Raw genomic sequence first — 16,551 nt, forward strand, 5'->3', positions numbered from 1 at the left:
GGGCGACAAGTTAAAAATTGATGGAATTGCAGAATATCTTAATCTTATATAAAGGAGCTTCCTAGAATGTCAGTAATAATAAAGAAGTGCAGCCGTGAAGATTTACAAATACTACAGCAAATTAGCGTTGAGACATTCAATGATACGTTTAAACATCAGAATTCACCTGAAAATATGAAAACCTATTTAGAAAAAGCATTTACCTATAAACAGTTGGAAAAGGAATTGAGCAATGTTTTTTCAGAATTCTTTTTCATCTTTTTTAATGAAGAACTTGCCGGATATCTAAAAGTAAACATCAATGATTCCCAATCTGAAAAAGCAGGTGATGAGTCACTAGAAATTGAAAGAATCTATATAAGAAACAATTTTCAAAGGAAAGGGCTTGGAAAATATCTAATAGACAAAGCAATGGAAGTAGCGGTGATACAAAATAAAAAGATGATCTGGCTAGGAGTTTGGGAAAAGAATGAGAAGGCCATTGATTTTTATAAAAAAATCGGTTTTGTTCAAACGGGAGCTCACTCTTTTTACATGGGTGATGAAGAACAAATTGATCTTATCATGACCAAAACATTCGCCTGAAAGTTATTCCTAACTGTGCGATTCCCTTCATATTGCCCCTTACAAGGTGCTGAACACGATATTGCGCAGCTTGCGCGTAATTGCCATCGTGCCGGCATCTTTTTTTTGAATCATAAATAGTATAGTCAGACCTTCTTGAGGACTGTTGCTGAAGTACGCCCCCAGCCAGCCGTCCCAGCCGTATTCACCTTGGCTGCCGATAAATCCGGCTTTTCCGCAGTCGGTCATGATGCGCATCTGATTGCCGTAGCTATGTCCGCGCAATGTATGCCACGTATCGAAGCCTTTTTGCTGCCAATCGGTTAAAGCTGCAGACGTTAAATATTTAACTGTTCCGGGCTTCAATAGTTGAACACCTTTTAAGCTGCCTTGATTCATTAGCATTGTTGTAAATTTGGCGGAATCGTCAATCGTAGACACAAGTCCCGCTCCGCCCGACTCAAATGCCGGATCAAGGTCCATCTGATGGCCAATGCCCAGGTGGCTTTCCGCATACAGCTTCAAACCGCCTTCACCATCATCCTGATAGGTTTTCACAAGGCGTTCTCTTTTTCCTTCAGGCAGCCAGAAACCGGTATCTTTCATTTCCAGCGGTTCGAAGATTTCCTTTTTCAAAAATTGCCCATACCGCATGCCGCTAACCGCTTCCACAATCGCACCAAGGACGTCTGCCGAGGTTCCGTATTGCCAGTACGATCCCGGCTCGAACGAAAGAGGGCCCTTACCTAGGCAGTTTGCAAATTCCATTGTGCTCATCGCGTTTTCACTGTACAAACGGCTGCCCAGTTCTTGGAACAGAGCATCCGTATACTGTCCGGCTTTGTCCGTTCCGCCATATACCAATCCCGATGTCATGTTCAGCAGATCGTGAATGTTGACTTCCCGGCTGACAGGCACCAGTTCGCCGTTTTTTTCGACCTGTTGATTTTGGAAGCCCGGGATATAACGGCTAACAGGATCGAATAAATCAATATCCCCACGCTCGAGCAGCATCATGACGGAAGTGGCGGTAATCGGCTTCGTCATCGAATATAAACGAAAAATCGAATCCCTTGTAATAGGACGTCCCGACTCAAGATCGGCCAAGCCGTCTTCATGGTAAAAAACTTCTTTGCCGTTTTTGATCAGCATGAAGTTTGCTCCTGCGATTTCCTTGTTGCCGATACTTGTTTTCAGCGTTTTTTTCAATTGGTTGGTTAAGTTTGACTCCAGCATGTCACTTATGTCTCCTTCTCGAATAACTTCACTTTAACTAAAGCGGATGTTAACCATTCGTTATAGAAAATATTAAGCGCTTTCGGACAGATTGTATAGTGCCACGGTGGAACGCAATCCGGTTAACCTGCAAAACGAATACAATATAACTCTTATTCCACCGAATAGTTTTCCATAAGATATGCTGTCTCCTCGGCATTATTTGGGGTATATTGGAAGGAGTAAATCAATCCAAATGTAGTACCGGACAGGCTAGCTCAATGATTTCGCGGATACTCATTGGACGAGCATGAATTCAGCATTGTGATGGAGGAGAAAAATAAATGTCAGATGTAGTGATCCGGATACCCGTTGAATCGTGGTCAATAACGGAATTGACGAAGGAGACATATTGCTGCTGTTTCCAGCCTGTACAGATTTGGGGAGACGATGTTGAGGTTGAAATCTTCCTGCCCACGGCAATCGGAAGTAAGGAAATGGCAAAAAATGCAGCTATAAGTGCCGTTCCTTTATTGGAGAAGGAGCTTGCCTGGCTTCAGATGAACAAGGGAGAACTCGGTAAGGCGATGGAGTGGGCTAAAGAGCGGGCCGAGGAATGGATATGGGATGACCCGGATTTTGTTGAGCTATCAGACAATGAAGGCTATGTGGAGCTGGACGGGCATACTGTTAGAGTCCCTATTTCGGATGAAGCTTTTTTAAACAGCTTGTTTCTATGGAGTGTTGTTTTTGAGCAGGTAGATGGTGCCGGTTCGTTTAAGATGTCAATTGAGCTTGGGAACAAACCGGATTATTTTGCCGGACATCGGATACATATGGACATAGATGAACACAAAAATTTTGTAAACCAAGGTTTATAAGGAGGATGGGGACATATGACAGAGAAGGCGAAGACACTGTGGCAGCGCATTATTGCCAAAGGCAGCCGGAATAATCCGGGGTACGAAGCGAGTTTGAATTTACAGCCTGGCGCTAGCAGAGAAGAACTTGATGGGCTTGCCAGTACGCTGGAGGTTGTACTTCCGCAGGAGTTGAGGGACTTCTACAGCATATATAATGGTCAGGATTGGGAAGCAGGCTCGGAGTGTTTTGTCCGAAATCTATCGCTGTCGCCGCTTGAAAAGATTCTCGAGGATTGGGAATTTCTAAATGAAGAGTTTGATCCGGATGACATGGAACCGGAGATTGCCCCGCAGATCAAGCCGTTCCTGTGGAATCCGCGGTGGATCCCTATTGCCAGCAACGGGGGTGGCGATCATCTCTGTGTAGACACGGACCCAACTGGAGAAGGGACCTTTGGGCAGTTGCTCTATTTTTATCATGACTGGGGAAACCGGTCTGTTGAGGCGGCAGGCTTGTTTGACTTTATTGAACAATGCTTGAATGAAGAGGAGTGAGAAGATAGAGGTAGATTCTGCATAGAACCATAAAAAATGGTATCCTCAAAAAGTGAAGGGGCAGCATAGCCTTATGAAACTAGTACCTTGACCAGATCAAATTTCAGGATATAAATGCTTTAATTTGCCTCGTGCTTGCTCAGTGGTAAATTGCCAATCGACGGATTTCTGGATTCGGTTGCGTTCGGTTTCCCAAGCCGACACCTCGACTTGCAATTCTTCAATGGAGGCAATTCGGCGGTTCAGGCATTGAATCGTCAGAACACTGAGTTCAATTTCTGCGATATTCAACCAGCTGCCATGCTTAGGGGTGTAATGGATCTCGAGCCGTTTTGCCAAGGCTAATGCGTGTTCAGGTGCAAAGGTTTCATACAAGGACGAGATCGTATGAGTATTCAAGTTGTCCATCACTAGCCGAACCCGTTTCGCCTCTGGATAGTAGACCTCCAGTAACTCCTGGATCTGCAGAGCCCAATCGGATTTAGTCCGTCTTTCCGAAGCCTGCACGTGACGCCACCCGGCGAGCGGCTCCGTGAACAGAAACAGGCTGCAGCTTCCTTTGCGAACATATTCGTAATCTTCTCGTAGAACCTGTCCAGGCTTCATGGTTTGTGGAGGCCGTGAATGATTGAGCAGTTGGATCGGCTGTTCATCCATACAAATGAGGGGGATATCAGGGTCATACGCAAGGGCGTAGGTCTCTAGGACGTCTTCCATCCGAGCGACGAACTCACTGCTCGATTTGGCGGGAATGCACCATTGTTTTTTCAGGTGAGGTTTAAGTTTTGTTTTTTTAAAGTCGTCCGAATGGTTTCTCGTCCGACAGATTCCAAAATATTCAGTTCGATGACTCGACGCGTCAACAAACGAATGGTCCAGCGAGCGTACCCCTTTGGAGGCTCGGAACAAGCTAGCGCAATAATTCGGGCTTCCACTTCACCTGTGATCGGTGAAGGACGTGCCGGCTCATCGCGTCGACGGTAACGGAGCGTCTGATCCAACCCGCGGGTGCAATAGTCTTTTACCGTGTAATAGACTGTCACATTACTGACTCCTGAACGACTGGCAATTTCAGTCTGTTTGGGGATGACACCTTGATTTTCGTCCGAAAGCAGCAGCACGAGACAGCGGCGGCGAATGCCGGGCGACGTCGAATCGGCATGGAGAAGTTGTTCGATCCATTCGCGTTCTTTCGGTTCAAGTCGAATCTCGTATTTTTTGTTCATCTACTAGCCCTCCCATATTCTTCTTATAGGTAGAGCATAAAACTAGAATTAAAATCGGTCAAGGTACTAGGACATATAATGATTTTCGTCAATGACATGACAAAGGCGAGATGGTTTTATTCTGAATTACTAGGTTTGCAAACACTGTTAGAGCAAGAAAACAAGCTTGTATTTGCCCTTGACGGCTGTCAGCTTATAGCTTTCAAGTGTGAAAAGACCAAAGAAATTGGAGATTATTCAAACGAGGCTAGAACAGTTTTGGTGTTTGAGGTCGTGTCCGTTGAGCAAACTTATAAGGAAATGAAGGATAAGGGTATTCAATTTTTGCATGATAAACCTACTGAAGGGCGATATGCTGCTTTCGTTGATCCGTTTGGTAACGTGCATGAAATCGCTGAATCGTTCGCAATATCGATGTTTTCTGAGGGCAGCTGATCTTTGATGAATTCAAACAAACGGAGGCTATTTTCCTTGTCGCTGGGGTGGTAGGTGTTTTGGAGGTGTGGATCAGTGAAGGTATGAACAAGCCGCGTCAGTTGATATCCAAGTGTCTTTATTAGGTATTAATGAAGATGGATATTTGACAGTTGGGAAGCATAAAAATAGTGAGACCGGAATACCGGATGCAGAATTCACAAAAAACAACTCGAAAGGGAGTAGGTTATGGACATCGAAAAAATCAAACAGATTATAAATTCTGGGGAGATGTATGATGACGCAGGTGATGATGTAGCAGAAGTTAGGTCACGCGCTTTAACCATGTGCCGGGAATATAATCAAAAAGTAAATACAAATGAAGGCTACGATATGTCTATATTGAAAGAATTGTTTTCAGACGTGGGTGAGAATGTATATATTGAATCTAACTTCCGTTGTGAGTTTGGATTCAATATCTCTATGGGACACGATGTGTATATTAATCACGACATGATTATTCTTGATTGTAACGAAGTGAAAATTGGAAATGATGTCTTTATTGGGCCACGAGTGGGGTTATATGCAGCAAATCATGCGGAGGATCCGTTTGAACGGGTGGATAAAGGAGTCTATTCGAAACCAATTACTTTAGGGGATCGGGTATGGCTGGGGGGAGACGTTAAAGTTACTCAGGGTGTGACTATAGGCGAAAACAGCATTGTTGGTGCTGGAAGCGTAGTGACCAAAGATATTCCTCCTAATGTCATTGCTGCAGGAAATCCGTGCAAGGTTATTAGACCGATTAAATTTTCCGATCGTCCTTGGAGAAGATAAGTATATTGAATGGATTTTCCGGACGATCTTGAAGACAGGGTATTCATCAACTCATTTAAATGGGTTGATTTTTTTTGCCCCAAATAGAGGGAATCGGCTAAAAAGTCTGTTCTTATCCTATTGCCACAAAGCCTGAGGTTATCCTTCTATCCATCCTTATCCCCTTAATTCCGGTTATAAAATCATTCTTTACCGTCCGTTCTAATTATGTTATATTGTTGGCATGGGAGGAATACGCAGATAAAAAGCCACGTTTCATTGAAAATGAATATGGCCGTCTAGACATACTGTTTTTTTGCCTAAATAAGAACGATCGTTCTAAAATGTACTTAAAGCTCATTTACACTAATTTCATGTTATGGAGGAGAGAATATTATGAAGTATACAGTTATTACAGGAGCAAGTTCAGGGATTGGATATGAGGCGGCATTGGCGTTTGCTGCACGTGGCAAAAACTTAATTTTGGTTGCTAGAAGATTGGACAAATTAGAAGAACTCAAATCAGCAATTCAGGATATTGATCCTACTGTTAATGTTATTGTTCGTACAAGTGACCTGTCTGTTACAGATCAGGCCCACACACTGTATAGCAGTCTAAAGGAATACCAAATTGAGACCTGGATTAACAATGCGGGGCTCGGTGAAGCTGCTTTTGTAGTTGAGCAGAATTTAGATAAAGTTGAAACTATGTTACGTGTTAACATCGAATCCTTGACGATCCTTTCTACACTATATGTGCGAGATTATGCTGATGTAGAAGGAACTCAGTTAATTAACGTCTCTTCCGCACTCGGATATGCCATTGCTGTTGGGAATGTTGCTTATTCTGCATCTAAATATTACGTTAGTGCCTTCACAGAAGGGCTTGCAAAAGAACTAGAAATGAAAGGCGCAAAACTAAAAGCAAAAGTTTTAGCACCAGCAATAACGGAAACAGAATTCGTGAAGAAATCATTAGATGCTGAAGAGTTTGATTACAAAGCAAACATGCCTAAGTACCACACTGCCAAACAAATGGCGGGCTTTATGGTGGATCTTTATGATAACAACGAAGGGGTCGGGATTGTAGACCAGAACTATGATTTCAATCTGAGGGGCAGAATCTATCCAATAATTTCAGAATCTTAAGTTCAGAGAACCGGATAAAGGTGAAACATGGCGTACAACTGAAGATTGTGCGCCATGTTTTTAGTCTAAAGATGTTCGATGCTATCCCCAATTTAGCAAAGGAAGAGGATGAATATGAGAGCAGCTCAAATACAGAAATATTCAAAAATAATACAAGTGGAATTAAATGATGTTAACATACCAGAGATCAATAGCCATGAGGTACTTGTCAAAGTAAAAGCTGCAGGTGTAAATCCACTGGACATCCTTAATCTGAATGGCAGTGTTCGGATGATTGCCGACTATAAGTTTCCATTAACTTTAGGGAATGAACTATCAGGAATTATTGAAGCCGTTGGAGATGATGTTTTGAATTTTAAGGTTGGTGACCCTGTTTATACGAGATTGCCGCTTAATAAAATCGGTGCTTTTGCTGAATATGCAGCCGTGAATGAAGATGCTTTATCCATCATGCCTGAAAATCTATCTTTTATTGAAGCAGCTGCAGTACCCCTTACTGCCTTGACTGCTTATCAAGCATTACACGATGTACTCCGTGCCCAGCCGAATAAAAAGCTATTCATTCCTGGAGGAACCGGAGGTTTTGGTGCTATGGCAATCCCCATTGCCAAATCAATGGGATTATATGTTATTACAAGCGGCAGTGAAAGAGGAAAATCACGTACACTGTCGATCGGGGCTGATCAATTCATAAATTACAAGGCAGAGAATTATGCTAACATACTGTCAAATATCGATTATGTGATCGACACCTTGGGTACCCAAGAGATCAAAGCTGAACTGGGCATTTTAAAACCACAAGGGAAACTGGTATCATTGAAAGCAGGACCTAATTATCGCTTTGCGGCTGATAATCATTTTCCGGTGTGGAAAAAAGCATTGTTTGGCCTAGTGGGTGCTCGTTTAGATTCTTTAGCGCGTAAGAAACAAAATGAATATCGTTTTTTATTTGTGCAAGACAACGGAAGTCAATTACAAGAAATCACCAAACTTGTTGAAAAAGAAAATATTAAACCCTCTATAGATTCAACTTATACGTTTGGTGATATTAACAAGGCGTTGCTTAAAGTGTCGACGGGCCATTCCCAGGGCAAAGTTATTCTGACCTTCTAAATAACAAGTAACTTAAGCGACGTTGCTCGCGTGTTCTGAGTAAAAACAAATTATATCCAACGCCCAGAAGCAAAGAATTCGAAAAGGGGAAATAAATATGAGAATAGAGTTACATAAGCAAAGTGATATTGATATTTTAACTGATATTTGGTATAGAGTCTCAATTCAAGCACATGATTTTATCGCTCAAGAATATTGGCTTTCTCAAAAAACGGAGATGAGAGATAAATACATTCCCATGTCGGACACCTATGTAATTTACAATCAAGCAGAAATTGTTGGGTTCGTTTCTATGGTTGATGACTATTTAGCGGCACTTTTTATTGATACGTCATATCAAAAAAATGGTTATGGAAAAGAATTAATTAATTTCATGAAAAGTCAAAAATCAAAAATCACATTAAAAGTATATAAAGAAAATACTTCAGCAACACGCTTCTATGAGAAGAACGGCTTTACTATTAAAGAAACTCTATTAGATGAAAACACTAATCAGGAGGAATATCTAATGGAATGGGAGGAGTCATAAAGGATACAAGTTCTTGTCCTTTGCGCAGGACAAGAACTTGGTCTGATTGGCGAATAGATCAATGTCTAGTACCATGGATTGAATTCATCCAGAATTCGGACTCATTCTTGGCGTATCAAGTCAAACAAGCAGCTTCTCCATAATCATCACGTCAGTCGGCTTTCCATCTAAAATTCCTTGGTTCTCAAATACACCGACTTCACGATATTTCATTTTTCGATACAAACCTTGCCCATTTCCATTGAAAGGGAAGGTAAACAAGACGATTTTATAAAACTCATTTTTTCGGGCTTCTTCTTCTAAAGCTTCCAATAGTATGGATCCGATGCCTTGGCCTCGATACTCCCTATGAATATAGATGGACAAATCAGCCACTCCACGATATGCGCAGCGAAGAGAATAATGATTTAAAGACGACCAGCCAATGATGCCCTGATCATCTTCGGCGACCAGAATCGCAAATCTTCCTTGATGATCATCAAACCAGTTATTTATGAAGGGAAGATCTTTCGTTTCTTCTTCAAGAGTAGCAATTCGATCTTCGATGCCTTGATTATAAATGTGAAGAATATCCTCTACATCTGCATAAGTTGCCTTCCGAACGCTAATGTTCTGCATATCCATAACCTCCAATCAGTTTAAGGTTTTACTGCTTTAATAACGGCTGAAACGATGTATTGGTCAACATTGGCACCGGGAACCCAGTCTTTTATAAATATTCTGGACTCGTCTTTAGGCTCAATCCTGATATCAGTAAAGCCGGTTTCGCGAAGCAACGCTTCAACAACTGTAATGGAAGAGGCACCGGAGATACAACCAGAGTAGAGTTCATCAAGATCATTTTTAATTTCAGGTGGAAGTTCCGCCGTAGTTACGATGTCCGAGATGGCCAGACGACCGCCCGGCTGAAGGACCCGGTAGGCTTCACGGAACACCTGTTGTTTATCTGGCGAAAGGTTAATAACGCAATTGGAGATAATCACATTTACTGAATCGTCGGCGACGGGAAGATGCTCAATCTCGCCCAAACGAAACTCAGTGTTCATAAATTTCCCTTTAATAGAGTTCTCCCTTGCGCGGCTGATCATCTCAGGTGTCATATCCACACCGATTACATGGCCTTGGTCACCTACCTGCCGGGAGGCCAGGAAACAATCGAATCCGCCACCGCTCCCGAGGTCCAGAACATGTTCACCAACCTGCAGTTCAGCAATAGCTTGAGGATTGCCGCATCCAAGGCCTAAATTGGCACCCTCGGGGGCTGCAGCCAGTTCTTCACTGGAGTAGCCCATTTTAGCGGATATGGCATCAAAATCAGAAGGGGAGTCACAGCAGCTGTCGGCTGGGGTGCAGCAGGAAGAGGCAGCTTCAACCTTTTTTACGGCGATTTTTTGGTAGCGGCCCCGTACATTCTGGCGGATCTGGTCATTTGTGATTTGGGTCATGATTGAACACTCCTTTAAAGGTTTGGATTAGATGTTCACATTATTGTTGAAATAACTTGCAAAATGCAAGTATAAGTCAAGAGGAATCACCCTTTTACCGGTGCACAGCAATTGATGGATTTCCCCATAGCTTCGTTGAACAGCTTAATCGAACGCAGTAAAGTTTCTACTTCAAACTCACTCATATTCGAAAATGCTTCATTCAGGTAGGCGTTCATTTGTTGATCAATCGTTGTTGCCACCATTTTCCCTTCGGGAGTAAGCGCCAGAGTATAGACTCTTCGATCTGCCTTGTCAGCTGTTTTTGTAACCAGCTTCATTTTCACCAAAGATTGGACTTGTCTGCTAAAGGTTGTAATATCGGTCCCGAGTGTTTCAGCAACCTGTTGCATGGAGGGACTATGGCTCCGATCAATTTCATACAGCAGATGGCTTTGGCTCGCGGAGAGATTACATCCGCCTACGCTGCAGCAATCTTTATTCAGTAATCCTAAACGACGGGTCATGATTTGGAATAATTCTCGTGGGGTTTCCATTGTTTTCACCTCTTGACTTAAGTTATATCTTAATTACTTGTAAAATGCAAGTGTAATGTGAATTCGCGAATCTTTTTGACATCTTTCAGCCAGCGAATGATCATCATCTACACAAACCAATAAAACAATGGATTAGTAAAAGAACAATATGAACAAGATACCAACTGTTGTTTGCTACAAGTGACATTTAGGTTATTGCTTATATAAGCGCATAATTATATAATGATGTTCGAGGTCCGATCTAATTTTCTTGAAGGGAGAGCTGAGATACGTGCGGTGTAGACATTACTGGGGGGTAATTACTTGGTAGCTCTTGCAAGCCTTATCTTTATAGTCACATTGATTTTTGTCATTTGGCAGCCTAAAAATCTGTCCATTGGATGGTCTGCCTGCGGCGGGGCGATACTAGCTTTGCTTGTCGGGGTAGTCAGCTTTAACGATGTTCTTGATGTGACTCTGATTGTCTGGAATGCTACCTTGGCATTTGTGGCGATCATTCTGATCTCGTTGATTCTCGATAAAATCGGCTTTTTTGAATGGGCTGCCTTACATATGGCAAGAGCTGCCCGCGGGAACGGAACCCGGATGTTCATCTATGTCACCATTCTTGGAGCAGTAGTAGCCGCGTTTTTTGCCAATGATGGTGCGGCTCTCATCTTAACTCCTATTGTGCTCGCAATGGTCCGTGCACTCCATTTCGACGAAAAAAAAGTATTTCCGTTCATCATTGCCAGCGGGTTTATTGCGGATACAACATCATTGCCGCTGGTTGTAAGCAATTTGGTGAATATCGTATCGGCAGACTTTTTTGGACTGACCTTTATGGAATATGCCGGGCGGATGTTATTGCCAACCTTATTTTCCTTAGGTGCAAGCATTATCTTGCTCTATCTCTTCTTCCGTAAAAGTATTCCAAGGAACTTTGATAGCTCACAGCTGAAAAGTCCTCAAGAGGCCATTAAAGACGATCAAATGTTCAAGTTGTCCTGGGTTGTTCTTGCTGTTCTGCTGGTGGGATACTTTGTCAGTGAATTCCTGAACATTCCTGTTTCTGTGGTGGCTGGGATTATCGCCATATTTTTCCTGATCATGGCAAGAAGAAGTCCAGCTGTTCCGACCATGGAAGTGGTGAAGGGCGCACCTTGGTCGATCGTATTCTTTTCCATCGGCATGTATGTCGTCGTGTATGGGCTGCGAAATGCAGGCCTTACGGATGTACTGGCTGATGCCATTCAGACTATATCGGAACAAGGGGTATTTGCTGCTACGATGGGGATGGGCTTTATTGCCGCAATCATCTCCTCAGTAATGAATAACATGCCTACCGTCATGATTGATGCCCTGGCCATTGAGGCTACGCAGACCTCGGGACTAATTAAGGAAGCCCTGATTTATGCGAATGTCATCGGTTCTGACTTAGGACCGAAGATTACACCGATTGGTTCACTGGCAACCTTGCTGTGGCTTCATGTGCTTTCGACCAAAGGTGTGAAGATATCCTGGGGAACGTATTTCAAAACAGGTATAATTCTGACGATTCCCACGCTTTTCATCACACTGTTGGGCTTATATATTACATTGATTCTATTTTAACACTAAAGGAGATATGCATCATGGATAAGAAAACCATTTACTTTTTGTGTACAGGGAATTCCTGCCGGAGCCAGATGGCCGAAGGTTGGGCGAAAAAATACCTGAGTGACGACTGGAATGTATACAGTGCGGGGATTGAAGCTCACGGTTTAAATCCGAAGGCCGTACAAGCCATGAACGATGTGGGGATTGATATTTCAAGTCAAACCTCGGATATTATTGATCCGCAGCTGCTGAATAACTCCGATCTCGTGATTACTTTGTGTGGAGATGCCGCAGATAAATGTCCAATTACCCCTCCTAAAGTGAAACGTGAGCACTGGGGATTTGATGATCCAGCGAAAGCGCAAGGAACAGATGAAGAAAAATGGGCTGTCTTTCAGCGGGTTCGTGACCAAGTGGGTGAGCGCATCAAACAATTTGCTGAAACCGGTGAATAATTGAGGGGAGAATTATAATGACAAATTATCACGAACTAATCGAAGGCAAAGTATATGTCGGCGGGGAGAATGCACTGCTTGAAGCTCTTCAGGAGCAAGAGATTACCGATGTGTTTGATTTAAGAGATACCGGTACTAAAGCAGAAGGCTTTCCTGCCAAAGTAACCCGTCATCATATTCCGATTGTGGAAGATGAGGGCGGCCAGGAAGGTTCAATTCAAGCGGCGATCCAGGCGGTAACAGCAGCAGTGAATAGCGGAAAGACTGTGTATTTTCATTGCGCTGGAGGACGGAATCGTACGGGAACGGTAGCCACAGGTGTATTGCTCGAACTTGGTCATGCTGCAACGGTTGACGAAGCTGAAGCCTTGGCCAAAGAAAAGCGTCCAGACATCAACATTAAGCAGGATATGCGTGATGTGCTAAAGGGCTTTTATCCATCCAAGTAAAGTATAGCCCTTGATAGTTCAAACGATCTTGAGTTAAGAATTACATTAAATCCTTTGAAAGAAAATAGGGTTATTAATCAACTCATTTAAAATGGGTTGTTTTTTTATGTACTGTAACTTAGGGAAAACTATAAGTACATATTCATTTAAAAACCCGCACCTGGCGCGGGTGTGCAGAAATAGGGGATAACTGGATACTAATTATGGGCAGTATAAATATAATCTCTCTTGCAAACCTTGTAAGACTTCTTCCGGCATTTCCCTAACCTTTATATCCTCACCGAGGAAAAGTAGCCAATTTGTTATTTCGGTCATTTCTTCAGGCTTGTTAACATTGATAAAAGTCTTTAGAACGGCTGTGGTCTGGTAAGGATTCGTATAGGAAATTGAAACCTTTAAGGGATGGTATTTTTTGAACTGGGCAATCGCTTTTGGACCAAGCTCAAGGACCAGATTGATTACTTCTTCCTGTTTACTTAGCTTTTCTAATATCTTTTTTTTACTTAATCTTTTTTTCGTCGGGTAGGGTATGACACTAGTGAGATGGTCGACAGGAAAAATCTGCTTCTTTTCTTCTTTCAAGTCAAAACCTTCGATCAGCCAAAGGCTTTTTTCACGATAAAGGTGCAAGAGATAAATTGGATACGACTTTATTACCTTCCCTTCTTTGATAGTAATCAATAAATAGCTGTCTGAAAGAAGGATTTGGATCAGTTTTTCTAACATGGGATGGGGGAGGTCTGAAAGATCAAGCAGGTCGGGATTATTGGGGTTGGTCCCTTCAAAAAGCAAGCTTTGATTTAGAAGAAAAAGCTCTTCTTGCTGGTTTTCTGAGATGAGGCCCAGTAATTTTTCAGATAAAGACTGACGACTTTTTAGATAGGGAAGTTGTTGATTTCTAGTGGCCATAAAGGCAATAAAAAGGGCTTTGACCTCATTATTGGTAAAGCGAACGACGGGAAGTACTGAGTTGCGCATGACAAAATAACCCCCATCCCGTCCAACTTCAGCGACAAGCGGCATCCCTAAAGCCTCAATTTCTCTGATATCTCTAATAGCTGTCGAACGGGAGATGTTAAATTCCCGCATGATTTCAGAAATTGTAAAATGGGCACGGTTGTTGATATACCGCATGATGATATTAATTCGTTCAACTTTTTTCATCGGACTCCTAAACAGTATCATTTTTTGACATGATTTAAGGCTATCATATACTTATCAAGTGAAGAAGACAAATCATTTGATTAATTTAACAAGAAGGCAGGTTTTGAATATGGCAGAATATACCTTAGAAGAAAAAGACAGCTTTACTGTTATAGGTTTAGGTACGGAGCTTACAAGTGATTACACAGACTATGCTGGCATAAACAAGGAAAAGTCTGATTTTTGGCAGGCCGTCAGCCAAGATGGAAGGCTTGATTATTTAAAAGGCATAGCCACAAATGAGTACATTTTTGCCGTGAACGAAGCGGTGAATAGCAAGATGATGCATTATGCTGGCGTCATGACCGAGGCTGCTGCACCAGAAGAAGCCAGAGTTATTCAATTTCCTAAGGGGGAATACCTGGTTGTTAAAGGAGAAGCGAAGACGGCTGATGAACTGAATAATAACCTTGCCGGCCTTGCCTTTGGTCAAGCCTTGCCGGAAGCAAAGAATGTAGCCTATGTTGGCGGGCCAAATGCAACGGCTCTGATGGGGCAGCGAAACGGATTAGTTTTTGGTGAAATGTGGATTCCTGTTATAAGGAAATAAAGAGTATAGAAGGAGGCATAGGCATGTCCTATATCGTTGATTTTAAAAATGTGTCTACGATTGGTTTAGAATCTTCACCTGTAGTAGAAACCCTTGCCGGTTTACGTGCGAATGAAGCCCGTTACTTTATGAATAAGTACAAGCATGAATTTACGGTTGTCCCAGCCAGTGAAAGCCAGGAAACCCTTGCTTATGTGAACCGGATTTTGAAAGAAGAACGTGATATTGAGTTTGCGGCCAAACCTTTAGAAACATCGCGTTTTCAAGTGGAAAATATCCAATTTGCCTACGTCTTTTATGAGGATGGTCTTGCGATCAATGTCATGTATACGGTGGATGACCCTAAGAAGCGGGCCGTTGGTTTTAAGCTTTCTGAGGGGATGGAGGTTCCAAAGGAGTTAGAAGCAAAGTTTAAGTTTGCCAGGCAGAAATCTAAACTAGCTGGAACCATCCGGGGTTCGTTTTTTGTAATTAAAGGAGAATATTAAAGTAATTAAGGACCCGCGCCCCGCGCGGGTTTTGTATTTAAAGTAAGTTGTTTTATGGGGCTACTGCGGAAGAAGGATATTTCAATTATAATTGTTTATCACCTTCCTGTTTATAGGCAGAAACTGGTAAACTGTATATATATTGAAGAGGTTTGGACAAAAGATTATTATAAATACGTTATAGCTAGAGGAGAGATATTATCACTTATAACGAGGTTGTTAAAAGCGTTGATGCGTATTTACTACCATTAATATCAGAGTTATACGGGTTGGAAGGATATGAAACCGCTCTGGTTAAGGCACATGACGGAGGGCGGAATGTCGTATACACCTGTGAGAAAGAGGGCGCTGACGCAAAAATACTCAGAATTGCTTTTTTACCGGACAGGAGCCGGGAAGATTTTCTGGGAGAACTTGAGTATATCAGGTATTTATTCGAGCATGGAGGTAGTGTCTCGGATGTAGTCAGCTCCAGGAAGGGGAATCTGCTGGAAGAGATCACCCACAGTCATCATATCTTTTTTATCAGCCTGTTTAAAAAGGCCAAGGGGAAAATGCTTGTAGAAAATAATTACCAGTACCGGGAAGGCGCTCCAATTACCGAATATTATTATAATTGCGGTAAAGTCCTGGGGAAACTGCACCACATATCGAAAGAGTATACTCCTATCCATCGCCGGTATAGTTTTTTTGACAAATACAATGCCGAATATATTGATAAACTGATACCCAGCTCCCTATCTTTGCTTAAAAAGAAGTTGGTAGGGCTCCTTGATACCTTACAAGGATTGGATAGGAACCAGGAGACTTTTGGGTTGAACCATTTTGATTACAACGATGGGAATTATTCGATAGATTTTGATACCGGGCAAATAACCGTATATGATTTCGATAATTCATGTTACTGTTGGTATATGTTTGACTTGGCCAGTATATGGGGAAACGGAATGGGCTGGATACAATCAGAACCAGACGCCGGTAAACGCAAAAAGTTTATGGAGGATTATTTTGAAACAGTCCTCGCAGGATACAGATCTGAGACCAAGATCGAAAATTCGATGTTGGATACATTGCCCTTGTTTATTCAAGCAAACTTCTTGGAGAATATTATAGATGCGTTCGAGGTAATGCGAAACAACGGCGAAGAGCCGGAGTGTGATGAGGAGCTGTCGTATCGTATAAAATGCATGGAAGACGATATCCCGTATTTCGGATTTTTCCATGAGATTTATTCGCGTGAAGAACCTTTTCAGTATGAGGAGCGAGATATTTAGTCTTTTTATGCATCAGAAGCCGCCATATTGACGGCTTTTTTTGTTTTTATGTAATAAGTTCTTTTCCCAAATACCTTTAGTTCAGAATCAAGATAAATGCAAAAAAGTCGAATGTAGGTCTAAAATGCG

General features: G+C 42.3%; 21 protein-coding genes. 14 read left to right on the top strand and 7 right to left on the bottom strand.

Going from position 1 to position 16,551, the window contains the following annotated elements:
- Positions 1-66: 66 nt before the first annotated feature.
- A complete protein-coding gene (locus NST07_RS17260; RefSeq protein WP_341093315.1) occupies positions 67-585 on the top strand; it encodes a GNAT family N-acetyltransferase in 519 nt (172 codons plus the stop codon).
- Between the two features lie 39 nt (positions 586-624).
- Here NST07_RS17260 and NST07_RS17265 read toward each other — a convergent pair whose 3' ends face one another.
- Positions 625-1,800 (bottom strand): serine hydrolase domain-containing protein, encoded by a 1,176-nt coding sequence (locus NST07_RS17265; RefSeq protein ID WP_341093316.1) that lies wholly within the window; start codon positions 1,798-1,800, stop codon positions 625-627.
- Positions 1,801-2,123: 323 nt separating this feature from the next.
- Between NST07_RS17265 and NST07_RS17270 the strand changes: the two genes are divergently transcribed.
- Together NST07_RS17270 and NST07_RS17275 are read left to right on the top strand one after the other, a co-directional pair.
- Positions 2,124-2,660, top strand: a complete 537-nt coding sequence (locus NST07_RS17270) for a DUF2262 domain-containing protein (protein ID WP_342479839.1) — start codon at positions 2,124-2,126, stop codon at positions 2,658-2,660.
- Positions 2,661-2,675: 15 nt separating this feature from the next.
- Positions 2,676-3,197, top strand: a complete 522-nt coding sequence (locus NST07_RS17275) for an SMI1/KNR4 family protein (protein ID WP_341093318.1) — start codon at positions 2,676-2,678, stop codon at positions 3,195-3,197.
- 96 nt (positions 3,198-3,293) lie between these two features.
- Here the strand turns inward: NST07_RS17275 and NST07_RS17280 are convergent, their stop codons facing one another.
- Together NST07_RS17280 and NST07_RS17285 are read right to left on the bottom strand one after the other, a co-directional pair.
- Entirely contained in the window at positions 3,294-4,076 is a 783-nt protein-coding gene (locus NST07_RS17280) for an IS630 family transposase (RefSeq protein WP_342481933.1), read from the bottom strand.
- Positions 3,965-4,423 (bottom strand): helix-turn-helix domain-containing protein, encoded by a 459-nt coding sequence (locus NST07_RS17285; RefSeq protein WP_342479840.1) that lies wholly within the window; start codon positions 4,421-4,423, stop codon positions 3,965-3,967. Before NST07_RS17285 ends, NST07_RS17280 begins: the two co-directional genes overlap by 112 nt.
- Before the next feature lie 78 nt (positions 4,424-4,501).
- Between NST07_RS17285 and NST07_RS17290 the strand changes: the two genes are divergently transcribed.
- The 5 genes from NST07_RS17290 to NST07_RS17310 all read left to right on the top strand — a co-directional run bounded on the left by NST07_RS17290 (position 4,502) and on the right by NST07_RS17310 (position 8,444).
- The gene (locus tag NST07_RS17290; protein WP_342479841.1) at positions 4,502-4,858 is read left to right on the top strand and encodes a VOC family protein; all 357 of its coding nucleotides are present in this window, start codon (positions 4,502-4,504) and stop codon (positions 4,856-4,858) included.
- 228 nt (positions 4,859-5,086) lie between these two features.
- The gene (locus tag NST07_RS17295) at positions 5,087-5,674 is read left to right on the top strand and encodes a sugar O-acetyltransferase (protein WP_342479842.1); all 588 of its coding nucleotides are present in this window, start codon (positions 5,087-5,089) and stop codon (positions 5,672-5,674) included.
- Positions 5,675-6,049: 375 nt separating this feature from the next.
- Complete coding sequence (locus tag NST07_RS17300) at positions 6,050-6,802, top strand: SDR family NAD(P)-dependent oxidoreductase (RefSeq protein WP_341093321.1); 753 nt, start codon at positions 6,050-6,052, stop codon at positions 6,800-6,802.
- A 114-nt stretch (positions 6,803-6,916) separates the two neighbouring features.
- A complete protein-coding gene (locus NST07_RS17305; RefSeq protein WP_342479843.1) occupies positions 6,917-7,915 on the top strand; it encodes an NADP-dependent oxidoreductase in 999 nt (332 codons plus the stop codon).
- Positions 7,916-8,012: 97 nt separating this feature from the next.
- The gene (locus NST07_RS17310) at positions 8,013-8,444 is read left to right on the top strand and encodes a GNAT family N-acetyltransferase (RefSeq protein WP_341093324.1); all 432 of its coding nucleotides are present in this window, start codon (positions 8,013-8,015) and stop codon (positions 8,442-8,444) included.
- Between the two features lie 120 nt (positions 8,445-8,564).
- Here the strand turns inward: NST07_RS17310 and NST07_RS17315 are convergent, their stop codons facing one another.
- The 3 genes from NST07_RS17315 to NST07_RS17325 all read right to left on the bottom strand — a co-directional run bounded on the left by NST07_RS17315 (position 8,565) and on the right by NST07_RS17325 (position 10,425).
- Positions 8,565-9,062 carry an arsinothricin resistance N-acetyltransferase ArsN1 family A gene (locus NST07_RS17315; protein WP_341093325.1) on the bottom strand — a complete coding sequence of 166 codons (498 nt, stop codon included), beginning with the start codon at positions 9,060-9,062 and terminating at the stop codon, positions 8,565-8,567.
- 20 nt (positions 9,063-9,082) lie between these two features.
- Positions 9,083-9,889 (bottom strand): arsenite methyltransferase, encoded by an 807-nt coding sequence (locus NST07_RS17320; RefSeq protein WP_341093326.1) that lies wholly within the window; start codon positions 9,887-9,889, stop codon positions 9,083-9,085.
- 86 nt (positions 9,890-9,975) lie between these two features.
- Entirely contained in the window at positions 9,976-10,425 is a 450-nt protein-coding gene (locus NST07_RS17325; protein WP_341093327.1) for a MarR family winged helix-turn-helix transcriptional regulator, read from the bottom strand.
- A gap of 303 nt (positions 10,426-10,728) precedes the next feature.
- Here NST07_RS17325 and NST07_RS17330 point away from each other — a divergent pair, with 303 nt between their 5' ends.
- Genes NST07_RS17330 through NST07_RS17340 form a run of 3 tightly spaced genes read left to right on the top strand, consistent with a single transcriptional unit; the run spans position 10,729 to position 12,907 of the window.
- Positions 10,729-12,018, top strand: coding sequence for an arsenic transporter (locus tag NST07_RS17330; protein WP_341093328.1), 1,290 nt, complete (start codon positions 10,729-10,731; stop codon positions 12,016-12,018).
- A gap of 20 nt (positions 12,019-12,038) precedes the next feature.
- Positions 12,039-12,458 carry an arsenate reductase (thioredoxin) gene (gene arsC / locus NST07_RS17335; protein WP_341093329.1) on the top strand — a complete coding sequence of 140 codons (420 nt, stop codon included), beginning with the start codon at positions 12,039-12,041 and terminating at the stop codon, positions 12,456-12,458.
- Between the two features lie 17 nt (positions 12,459-12,475).
- Positions 12,476-12,907, top strand: coding sequence for a dual specificity protein phosphatase family protein (locus NST07_RS17340; RefSeq protein WP_342479844.1), 432 nt, complete (start codon positions 12,476-12,478; stop codon positions 12,905-12,907).
- 201 nt (positions 12,908-13,108) lie between these two features.
- Here the strand turns inward: NST07_RS17340 and NST07_RS17345 are convergent, their stop codons facing one another.
- Positions 13,109-14,071 carry an HTH domain-containing protein gene (locus NST07_RS17345; protein ID WP_342479845.1) on the bottom strand — a complete coding sequence of 321 codons (963 nt, stop codon included), beginning with the start codon at positions 14,069-14,071 and terminating at the stop codon, positions 13,109-13,111.
- 109 nt (positions 14,072-14,180) lie between these two features.
- On the opposite strand from NST07_RS17345, the gene NST07_RS17350 reads away from it, so the two are divergent.
- The 3 genes from NST07_RS17350 (at position 14,181) to NST07_RS17360 (ending at position 16,422) form a co-directional block, all read left to right on the top strand.
- Entirely contained in the window at positions 14,181-14,660 is a 480-nt protein-coding gene (locus NST07_RS17350) for a GyrI-like domain-containing protein (protein WP_341097677.1), read from the top strand.
- Between the two features lie 23 nt (positions 14,661-14,683).
- Entirely contained in the window at positions 14,684-15,148 is a 465-nt protein-coding gene (locus tag NST07_RS17355) for a hypothetical protein (RefSeq protein WP_038592309.1), read from the top strand.
- A gap of 200 nt (positions 15,149-15,348) precedes the next feature.
- Positions 15,349-16,422: a phosphotransferase gene (locus NST07_RS17360; RefSeq protein WP_342481954.1), complete on the top strand. Its 1,074-nt coding sequence runs from the start codon at positions 15,349-15,351 to the stop codon at positions 16,420-16,422.
- The last annotated feature ends 129 nt before the right edge of the window (positions 16,423-16,551 follow it).

The sequence above is a fragment of the Paenibacillus sp. FSL L8-0340 genome (assembly GCF_038593145.1).
Lineage (GTDB): Bacteria > Bacillota > Bacilli > Paenibacillales > Paenibacillaceae > Paenibacillus_AQ.